Annotated in this window: 6 protein-coding genes; 4 read left to right on the top strand and 2 right to left on the bottom strand. The window is 73.9% G+C overall.

The window, feature by feature from the left end; genetic code table 11:
* The 3 genes from EBN88_RS32460 to EBN88_RS25445 all read left to right on the top strand — a co-directional run.
* A partial coding sequence (locus EBN88_RS32460; protein ID WP_325052783.1) for an FAD/NAD(P)-binding protein occupies positions 1–1,968 on the top strand: 1,968 nt, incomplete at its 5' end.
* A 120-nt stretch (positions 1,969–2,088) separates the two neighbouring features.
* On the top strand, positions 2,089–6,579 hold the full coding sequence (locus tag EBN88_RS25440) for a DUF6531 domain-containing protein (protein WP_147472838.1): 4,491 nt from the start codon (positions 2,089–2,091) through the stop codon (positions 6,577–6,579).
* Positions 6,580–6,653: 74 nt separating this feature from the next.
* Positions 6,654–7,010 carry a hypothetical protein gene (locus EBN88_RS25445; protein WP_122399400.1) on the top strand — a complete coding sequence of 119 codons (357 nt, stop codon included), beginning with the start codon at positions 6,654–6,656 and terminating at the stop codon, positions 7,008–7,010.
* A gap of 14 nt (positions 7,011–7,024) precedes the next feature.
* Here EBN88_RS25445 and EBN88_RS30830 read toward each other — a convergent pair whose 3' ends face one another.
* Together EBN88_RS30830 and EBN88_RS25455 are read right to left on the bottom strand one after the other, a co-directional pair.
* Positions 7,025–7,162: a hypothetical protein gene (locus tag EBN88_RS30830; protein WP_158621521.1), complete on the bottom strand. Its 138-nt coding sequence runs from the start codon at positions 7,160–7,162 to the stop codon at positions 7,025–7,027.
* Between the two features lie 29 nt (positions 7,163–7,191).
* On the bottom strand, positions 7,192–7,722 hold the full coding sequence (locus EBN88_RS25455) for a PH domain-containing protein (protein WP_158621523.1): 531 nt from the start codon (positions 7,720–7,722) through the stop codon (positions 7,192–7,194).
* Positions 7,723–8,455: 733 nt separating this feature from the next.
* Between EBN88_RS25455 and EBN88_RS25460 the strand changes: the two genes are divergently transcribed.
* The coding region (locus EBN88_RS25460) for a DEAD/DEAH box helicase (RefSeq protein ID WP_147472839.1) at positions 8,456–9,874 on the top strand (1,419 nt) is incomplete at its 3' end.

The raw sequence follows: 9,874 nt of genomic DNA on the forward strand, positions 1-9,874 counted from the left end.
GGGGGCGACGCGCCCGGGGGCGCGGGCGGTCGCGTGACCTTCGACGCCGTGGTGGTGGGCGGCGGGCCGCGCGCGGTCGCGGTCGTGGAGCGGCTGACGGCCCGCCACCGGGACGGCGCGCCGCCGCTGCGGGTGGCGCTGGTGGACCGGGTGGAGGTCGGCGCCGGCGCGACCTGGCGCACCGACCAGTCCCCTTTGCTGCTCAACAACACCTACAGCGCGCACACCACCATCTACACCGACGCGTCCACGCCGATGACCGGGCCGGTGACGCCGGGCCCCGACCTGATCACCTGGGCCCGTGAGAGCGAGCCGCCGCCCGACCGCCCCGCGTGGGTGGCCGAGGAGGCGGCGGCGCTGCGGCCCTGGTCCTATCCGAGCCGCCGGATTCAGGGCGTCTACTACCGCGAGCAGTTGGCGCGGGCCGAGCGCGCCGGCCGGGTGCGCGTCACGCGGGTGCTGGGCACGGCGGTGGACCTGGCCCGGGGCGCGGCCGGCACGCGCGCCGTCCGGCTCGCCGACGGAAGCGAACTCGTCGCGCGCACCGTGGTGTTGGCGCAGGGCATGGTGCAGGCGAAGCGCTCGCCCCGGGTGCGGTCGCTGGTGGCGGCGGCGGAACGGGACGGGCTGGTCTATGTCGAGCCGGGGATGCCGGCCGAGCGGGACTGGGACCGGGTGCCGGCCGGGGAGACCACGCTGGTGACCGGCCTGGGCGCCAACTTCTTCGACGTGGTGGCGCTGCTCACCGAGGGCAGGGGCGGGCGCTTCACGCCCGCCGGGGACCCGCTCCGGCCGGCCCGCCTGCGGTATCGGCCGAGCGGGCGCGAGCCGCGCCTGGTGGCCGGCTCGCGGCGCGGCCTCCCCTACCGTTCCAAGGCGACGTATCCGGAGGGCTTTCCGCCGAGGTACGAGCCGCGCCTCGCCACCGCCGAGTGGTTCGCGCGGGTGGCGGCCGTGCCGGGGCAGGACTTCGTGCGCGACGTGTGGCCGCGGCTGGCGCGGGAGTTCGCGTGGGCGCACCTGTCGACGCTCTTCGCGTACCGCCCGGAGGCGCTGGCGCCGGGCGCCGACGAGGAGCGGACCCTCGACCGGCTGAGGGCGGCCGTGGACAACGATGAGGTGGACCGGGTCATCGCGACCACGGTGGCCTCGGCGCGCTGGGCGGTGTCCGTGGCGCGGCTGGACCGGCCGCCGGCGCCGGGACCGGTGGACCAGGAGACCTGGCGGCGGTGGGTGCGCGAGCATGTGGACGACGAGTTGGACGCGATGCACGCGCCGCTCACCTCCCCGCGCAACACCGTCAACCGCGCCATGGCCGCGCTGCGCGGGCCGGTGCGCGGGCTGGTGAAGCACGGCGCGCTGGACGGGGGCAGCGTGGCGCGCGACGTGGACGGCTGGTTCAACCGGCTCGGGCTGGCCCTGGCGTCGGGGCCGCCGCCGGACCGCACGGCGCGGGTGCTGGCGCTGATCGACGCGGGCGTGCTCGAACTGCTCGGCGAGGACACCTCGGTCACCCATGAGGAGGGTTGGTTCATCGGCAGGTCGGCGGTGGTGCGGCCAACTCCGGTGCGGGCGCGCGCCTTTGTGGAGACCCGCATGTCGAAGGGCATCGTGACCGACACCGACGACCCGTTGCTCGACGGGCTGTTGCGCGACGGGCGGGCCCGGCTGCACGGCTGGCCCAGCGCGGCGGGGCCGCCGGTGTCGAGCGGCACCCTGGACGTGACGCCGGACGGCTTCCACCTGGTGGACGCGGCCGGCGCCGCCGATCCCGGGGTGATCGTCCTGGGCATCCCGGCGGAGGCCGTGCAGCCGGGGTCCGCCATCGGCGCCACCCCCGGCTCGCCCTCCCCGCTGCTGGCCGGGGCCGACCGGGCGGCGGCCCAGATCCTCGACCGGGCCGGGGCCTCGGGGGCGGCGGCGACGGGCGAGGAGGAGCACGCGCAAACACCGTCCGCACACGTCTAGTTGATGGACCGTTACGGGCCCCTTCGGTTCCCGGGCACCAACGTGACATCGATCATTGCCAGTTAGTGAACTCGTAGGTACTGTTTGGTCGCTTTTGGGGAGCACAGCCTGGGGGAGACCGTGGCACGACCGTCCGACTGGTCACCGGTGGACATGGACCGGGACCCGACGCCTGGGGACCCGGACGAGGTCCGCGAACTCGCCGATGACTTGCGGGAGTTCGCCGACGACGTGGGCGAGGCGCTGGGCAAGATCCGGGGGTTGGCGTCCGAGCGGGCCGTCCTGGACTGGGCGGGGCTGTCGGCGGACGCGTTCCGTCGTGAGTTCGAGGGCGTGCCGGACAATCTGACCAAGCTGGAGGACTCCTACAGCCTCTGCTCGCAGGCGCTGCACGCCTACTGGCCCAAGCTCCAGACCGCGCAGGGGATGGCGGACCGGGCGTTGGACCGGGCGATCTCGGCCCAGGCGGATCTGGCATCGGCCCAGTCGGCGTTGGGGGACGCGCAGGACTGGGTGGGTCGGGCCGGCGAGGAGGCCGAGCGGCTTCAGCGGGAGGGCGAGCGGGAGAACGTCGAGCCGCCGGACGAGGCGGATGTCCGCGCCGCCGCGCGCGACCAGCAGGCGGCGGAGGCGGCCGCAGGCGCGGCCAGGTCCCGGGTCAACGACGCCGAGGAACGCCTCGCCGCAGCCCGCCAACTCGCCCTGGACGCCCAGGAGATGCGCGAGGAGGCCGCCCGGGTCTGCGCCCAGGGCATCGAGGAGGCTTCCGACGCCGGCATCCAGAACCGGCGGTGGTGGGAGAAGGCCATCAAGTGGGTGACCGACAACTGGGACACCATCGTCGCCGTCTGCAAGGTCATCGTCGCCGTCCTCGGCGTCGTCGTGATGATCATCGGCGGACCGTTGGCCTGGGTCGTCCTGGCCGCCGCGTTGGTCGTCCTCGCCGACACGTTGATCAAGTACGCGCGCGGCGAGGCCGGACTCCTCGACGTCGCCTTCGCGGCTTTGGACTGCATCCCGGGCATGAAGGGCCTGACGACGCTGGGCGGACTGGCGCGCGGACTGCGCGGCGGGCTCAGCGCCGCGAAGACCGGGCTGCGCGGACTCGGCCAGGGAATTCGCGGGCTGGGCCAGGGCCTTCGCCGGATGGGCCGCCAGGGCGACAACCTGATCTGCCGCACCGACCCCATCGACATGGCCACCGGCGAGATGGTCATGGAGGCGGTGGACGTCGAACTCCAGGGCGTGTTGCCGCTGGTGATCCGGCGGCACCACCGGTCCAGCCTGCGCGAGGGCACCTGGTTCGGCCCGTCCTGGGCCTCGACCCTCGACCAGCGCATCGTCCTGGACGCCGGCGGCGGCCGGCTGGTCACCGACGACGGGATGATCCTGGACTACCCGGCGCCGCCGCCGGACACCCCGGTGCTGCCGGTGGAGGGCCCGCGTTGGCCGCTGGCCTGGTCCGGCGAGCCCGGCGACCCGCTGACCGTGCACCGCCCGGACAACGGGCAGACCCTGCACTTCGCGCCCGTTCCCGGCCGGCGCGGCGGCGAACTCCCGCTGGTGGCCATCACCGACCGCAACGACAACCGGATCAGCGTCGAGTACGACGCCGACGGCGCGCCGTCCGCCGTGGTCCACCACGGCGGCTACCGCGTGGGCATCGCCACCAGGGACCGCAGGATCACCGAACTGCGCCTGCTCAGCCACCCCGAGCGCCCCCGCCTGCTCGCCTACGGCTATGACCGGGCGGGCAACCTGGCGGAGGTCGTCAACTCCTCGGACCTGCCGCTGCGGCTGCGTTATGACGAGAAGCGGCGCATCACCGGCTGGGAGGACCGCAACGGCGTCACCTACGCCTACGAGTACGACGAGGCGGGCCGCTGTGTCGCGACCAGGGGCGTCCACGGATTCCTCGACAGCCGAATCGTCTATGAGCCCGAGCAGTACCGCACGCGGTTCACGGACTCCCTCGGCAACACCACGGTCTACGAGTTCAATGACAGCTACCAACTCATCGCCGAGACCGACCCGTTGGGGAACCGGACCGAGCGCGCGTGGGACCGCTACGACCGGCTCGTCTCCGTCACCGACCCGGTGGGCAGGACCGTCACCTACGCCTACGACGAGACCGGCGAGCTGACCCGGATCGAGCGGGCCAACGGGCACGCCCTCGACATCGTCCGCGACGAGCGCGGCTTCGTCACCGAGCTGGCGGAGGCCGACGGCTCTCGCTGGCGGATGGAGTACGACGAGCGCGGCAACAACACGGTCGCGGTGGCGGCGGACGGCAGCCGCACGCGTTGGGAGTTCGACGCCACCGGCGCCATGGTCGCGGTCACGGACGCGCTGGGCCGCACCACCCGCCTGAGCAACGACGCCGCGGGGCTGCCGATCGCCGAGACCGACCCGCTCGGCGCCACCACCGTCCACCGCCGCGACGCGTTCGGCCGGATCGTGGCGACCGTCGACCCGTTGGGCTCCACCGCCACCGCCGAGTGGTCGGTCGAGGGGCACCAGCTCTCCCTCACCGACGCCACCGGCGCCACCCGCCGCTGGGCGTACGACGGCGAGGGCAACCGCGTGTGCGAGATCGACGAGAACGGCGGGATCACGCGCGACGAGTACGGCCCGTTCGACGTGCTGACCGCGCGGACCACGCCCGACGGGGCCCGCACCACCTGGCGCTACACCACCGAGCTTGCCGTCGCCGAGGTCACCAACCCGCTGGGCCAGACCTGGAGTTACCAGTATGACGCGGCCGGCCGAATGATCGCGGAGCGCGACTTCGAGGGCCGCGAGGTGCGCTACGAGAAGGACCCGGCCGGCCAGGTGACCGCCAGGACCAACGCGGAGGGCCAGCGGGCCGCGTTCACCTACGGCCCGCTCGGCCAGGTGATCCGCAAGGACGTGGACGGGCAGGTCACCACCTACGAGCACGACGCGACGGGCCGGCTGGTGCGCGCCGAGGGGCCGCACGCCGAGGTCACGTTCGACCGCGACATCACCGGCCGGATCGTCGCCGAGTCCGTCAACGGCCGAACCCTGCGCTACCGCTACGACGCGATGGGACGCGTCAACCGGCGCACCACGCCCAGCGGCAGGACCACCGACTGGTCCTATGACGCGGCCGACCGCGTCACCGGGCTGCGCGTCGGCGGCCGCTCGCTGGGCTTCGCCTACGACGCCGCCGGCCGCGAGACCGGCCGCACCATCGAGGGCGCGCCGCTGCTGGAGCAGCGCTGGGACGCCGAACACCGGCTGCTGGAACAGCGCGTCACGGGCGGCGACCGGACGCTCGGGCGCGCCTACCGCTACCGCGCCGACCACCGGCCCGTGGTCATCGGCGGCACCCGGCTCACGCTGGACGCGATGGGCCGGGTCACCGAGGTCGGGGGCGGGGACCGCCAGGAGAGCTACGCCTATGACGCGGCGGGCAACGTCGCCGCCTCGCGCCTGCCCGACGAGGAGGCGCCGCAGCCGCACGAGCGGGCGGGGCGCGTGGTCCGCGCCGGCCGGTTCCGCTACGAGTATGACCGTGCCGGGCGCATCGTTATCAAGCAGCGCGTCCGGCTCTCCCGGAAGCCCGACACCTGGCGCTACACGTGGGACGGCGAGGACCGGCTCGTCGAGGTGACCACCCCGGACGGCACGCGGTTCAGCTACCTCCACGACCCGGTGGGCCGGCGGATCGCCAAGCTGCGGCACGCGGCGGACGGTTCGGTGGCCGAGCGGGAGGACTTCGCCTGGTTCGGCACCACGCTGGTGGAACGGACCGCCGCCGACGGCACCGTCACCACCTGGGACTACCACGGCCTCCACCCGGTCGCGCAGACCGAGGGCCGGGTCCCCCGCCCCGGCGAGGGCGGGACCGCGACGCTGGCCAAGAGCGAGGTCGACGACCGCTTCTGGGCGATCGTGACCGACCTGGTGGGCACGCCGACCGAACTGGTCTCCCCCGACGGGAAGGTGGCCTCCGCCGCGCCCCGCACACTCTGGGGCGCGCCGGCCCCCGGCACCGACGAACCGGCCGGCGTCCGGGGCGAGTTGACCCCGCTGCGCTTCCCCGGCCAGTACGCGGACGAGGAGACCGGCTGGCACTACAACCTGCACCGTCACTACGACCCGCACCTGGCGCGCTACGCCTCCCCCGACCCGCTCGGCCTGATGCCGGCGCCCAACGCGACCGCCTATGTGGACAACCCGACCACCACCTCGGACCCCTTGGGCCTCATCAGCTGCGCGCTGAGCCGGTACGCCGACCGGCTCCAGTTCCGCGCCGGCAAGCAGGGCGTGAAGTTCGCCTCGGAATACACCTCGCCCGCCGGAGTCACCTACTTCGGCCACAACGTCAAGGGACAGATCAACTTCGTGCCCGGCGGCGTGATGGAACGCCTGGTCCGCGACCAGGGCCACCACGGGCACTGCGCCGAGATCATGGCCCTGGCCAAGGCGGAGTGGCGCGAGGGCCCGGCCGCGCTGCGCGGCGGCAGCATGGACACGGTCCGCGTCCGCAGCCCCCGGGGCGACCAGGCGATGCACGGCCAGCCGGCCCACCCCTGCGAGTCCAACTGTCAGCCGTTGTTGGACGCGCTCGGCATCGGCTACTAGAACCGCTCCCAGCAGGGCCGCCACGAGAGAACCCGTTCCCGACCCGCACCACCGGATTGGTACCGTCCAGAACCATGCGCCCCTCGATCCCCGACTACCGCCCCGAGTGGAACGGCGCCGCCGAGCTGGCGTCCGCCTCCGACATGACGGCCGTCCGCGCCGCCGGCCGGGCCGTGGTGGACCTCGTGCTGACGGATGACGACGTCTTCTACGACAGCCTCTCCGACGGGCTCCAGGCGGACATCATCACGCCCGTGGAGATGCTGGAGATCGCCCTGAAGTCCCCGTCCGACGACGTGGACGTGGTGGCCGCCGCCCGCATGGTCCGCGCGGCGGTCGACCGCCACCACGGAACCCCGGGCGCCGCCCCCGGCGAACTGACCACCCTCACCGACCGGTTGCCGCCGGCCCCGCCGGAACTGCTCCGCTGAGGCCGGGCCGGGGGTCAGGCGGTCGCGCCCGCCGCAAGCGCCGCCCGCGGGCGCGGGCGGTCCGCCAGCGCGCCCCGCCGCCGCTCCGCACAGCTGGCCGCGACCGTGTCGCGGAAGTCCCGGGTGCCCGTCACCCAGTCGTCAACAGGCATGTGCCGGAGGGTGGTTGCGGACCCGCCGGTCAGTGGCGCCGGGTCGCGCGCCACGCCACGCTGAGGGCGGCGTGGAGGCGGGCCAGTTCACGCGGGGCGTGGGGCGGGGCGTGGTGGAAGACCTGGCCGTAACGGCCCCGGTCGCCGGGTCCGAACTCGGGCCCCTGGTGGAGGCCCATCGCGCCGTGCACGAAGGTCGGCACCCAGCGCGCGGTGCCGTCGGCCAGGCGCAGCGCGATGCGCCAGCGCCCGCCGGGCTGGGTGCTGCCGGTGCGCAGCGCGAGTTCCACCGCGACGACGTCCGCCCAGCGCACCCGGCGGTTTCTGACCATCCCCACCAGCACGACGCCCTCGGGCCGCAGCACCAGCCGGCGCGCGGCCGCCCGCGCGCAGCCGGCGGTGAGCAGCGCCCACAGCGCGTACTCCGCCGGGTCCACCGAGGTCTCGGGCGCGAACGGGCCACGGTCCCTCGTCGACGCCCAGACGCTCAGCGCGGCGCAGGTGATCGCGGCGAGCGTCGCCAGCGCCCACGCGGCGCAGCGCGGGCGGTGTCGCAGCACCCGTCTCCCCACCATCTCCGGTGTCCCCCCGTGTGGCCCGGCCGTTCGTGCCGGGTCCCGGGGAGCATAGCCAGCGCCGCCGGCGTTCCTCGCCCTTGTCCTTGTCCTCGTCCTCGTCCTTGTCCTCGTGCCGGGCCGGGGGCGGCGTGCTACTGTCGTTGGCAGTTGCAGTTTTGGTTGTGGTTGTGGTTGTGACTCCCAGAACCTCCAGTGTCCTCACGTGGCCACGCACCCCAGCGAGTATCTCCGCGACTCCGCATCAGCGGAGAGGGCGATCATTACGGCGACACGGTTCTCGCGACAACGCGGCCGGCCGGTGTACCGCTCAAAGGAGATATGAGATGGCCAGCTTCGCCTTCGATCGGCAGGGCCCGGGCGCGGGGCGCGTCGTTCCCGCCTGACGCCGGCGTCCGACGTCCGGCATCCGACGTTTCGAGGTCTGTTTCCGGGCGCGATCCACGGTTCCGCCGGCGATGAGGCGCGCGCCGCGTGCCCGGGAATCCGGGCGGTCCGTGAAAGCGCCCCGCGCCCACGAGCACCGTTCCAGAACGACTTCCCAACAGCTTTTCGACAACAGTCCAACCAACCCGTCGGACCGGTTCCGAGAACGGCATGTCCGTGAAACCCGGTCTGCCCGGACTTCTTTTCTCACCCGGCTCATTCTTGCGGTTCTCCCGGACGTGCTTCTCCTGCGGGAACTCCCTGACATGCGCCGCATCAAGGAGGGTTCCCCGTGAACCGCACATTCCATGGCAACCGCTCGACCCGAGGCCGGAGCGGCGGCTCAGCGCCTTCCGCGCCACGCCGGGGCGGCGGTCGTCGTTCCGCCGTCCGGCAGGTCGAGTTCGCGCTGCCCGAGACGACCGGAGACCAGCTCCCCGCCGTCGAGCGTTTCGCCGAACTCGACATGGCCAAGCCGCTGTTGGCCGCCCTCGACGCCGAGGGCGTGACGGTGCCCTTCCCGATCCAGGCCGCGACGTTGCCCAACTCGCTCGCGGGCCGCGACGTTCTCGGCCGGGGCCGCACCGGCTCCGGGAAGACGCTGGCGTTCGGGCTGGCGCTGCTGTCCAGGACCGCCGGCCGGCGCGCCGAGGCGCGGAAGCCGCTGGCGCTGGTCCTCGTTCCGACGCGCGAGCTGGCGCAGCAGGTCACGGAGGCGCTCACGCCCTACGCGCGCGCGGTGCGGCTGCGGATGGCCACCGTCGTCGGCGGCATGTCCATCGGCCGGCAGGCGAGCGCGCTGCGCTCCGGCGCCGAGGTCGTCGTGGCCACGCCGGGGCGGCTGCGGGACCTGGTGGAACGCGGCGACTGCCGGCTGGACGAGGTCGCGATCACGGTGCTGGACGAGGCCGACCAGATGACCGACATGGGCTTTCTGCCGCAGGTCACGGCCCTGCTCGACCAGGTCGGGCCGGACGGCCAGCGGATGCTGTTCTCCGCGACGCTCGACCGCAACATCGACCTGCTGGTCCGCCGCTATCTCACCAACCCCGTGGTCCACTCCGTGGACCCGTCGGCCGGCGCGGTGACGACGATGGACCACCATCTGCTGCACATCCAGAGCGATGACAAGCGGACGATCGTCACCGAGATCGCCGCGCGCAACGGCCGGTTGATCATATTCCTCGACAGCAAGCGCGCCGCCGACCGGCTCACCACCCATCTGCTGCGCAGCGGCGTGCGGGCGGCGGCCCTGCACAGCGGGAAGTCCCAGCCGCAGCGCACCCGGACGCTGAACCAGTTCCGGACGGGGCATGTCGCGGTCCTGGTGGCCACCAACGTCGCGGCGCGCGGCATCCATGTCGACTCGCTGGACCTGGTCGTCAACCTGGACCCGCCCGCCGACCCGAAGGACTATCTGCACCGGGGCGGCCGCACGGCGCGGGCCGGCGACTCGGGGAGCGTGGTGACCCTGGTCACGCCCGAGCAACGGCGCGACGCGACGCGGCTGCTGGCCGCCGCCGGGATCACCGCGCGGACCACCCGGGTGGCGCCGGGCGAGGAGGCGCTCCGGCGGATCACGGGGGCGCGGGAGCCCTCCGGGGTGCCGGTCGTCATCACCGCTCCCGCGCCGGAGCACGCGGGGCGTGGCGGCGGCGCCGGTGGCCGCGCCGGGAGCGGGGGCGGCGGCGCCGGGAGCGCGGGAGGCAAC

The organism is Streptomyces triticirhizae (genome assembly GCF_003696235.1).
Taxonomy (GTDB): Bacteria; Actinomycetota; Actinomycetes; order Streptomycetales; family Streptomycetaceae; genus Streptomyces; species Streptomyces triticirhizae.

Excerpts from the sequence above, each read along its gene's own strand:
- EBN88_RS30830 (WP_158621521.1), bottom strand. The coding sequence starts at position 7,162 with ATGCCTGTTGACGACTGGGTGACGGGCACCCGGGACTTCCGCGACACG.
- EBN88_RS25445 (WP_122399400.1), top strand. The coding sequence starts at position 6,654 with ATGCGCCCCTCGATCCCCGACTACCGCCCCGAGTGGAACGGCGCCGCC.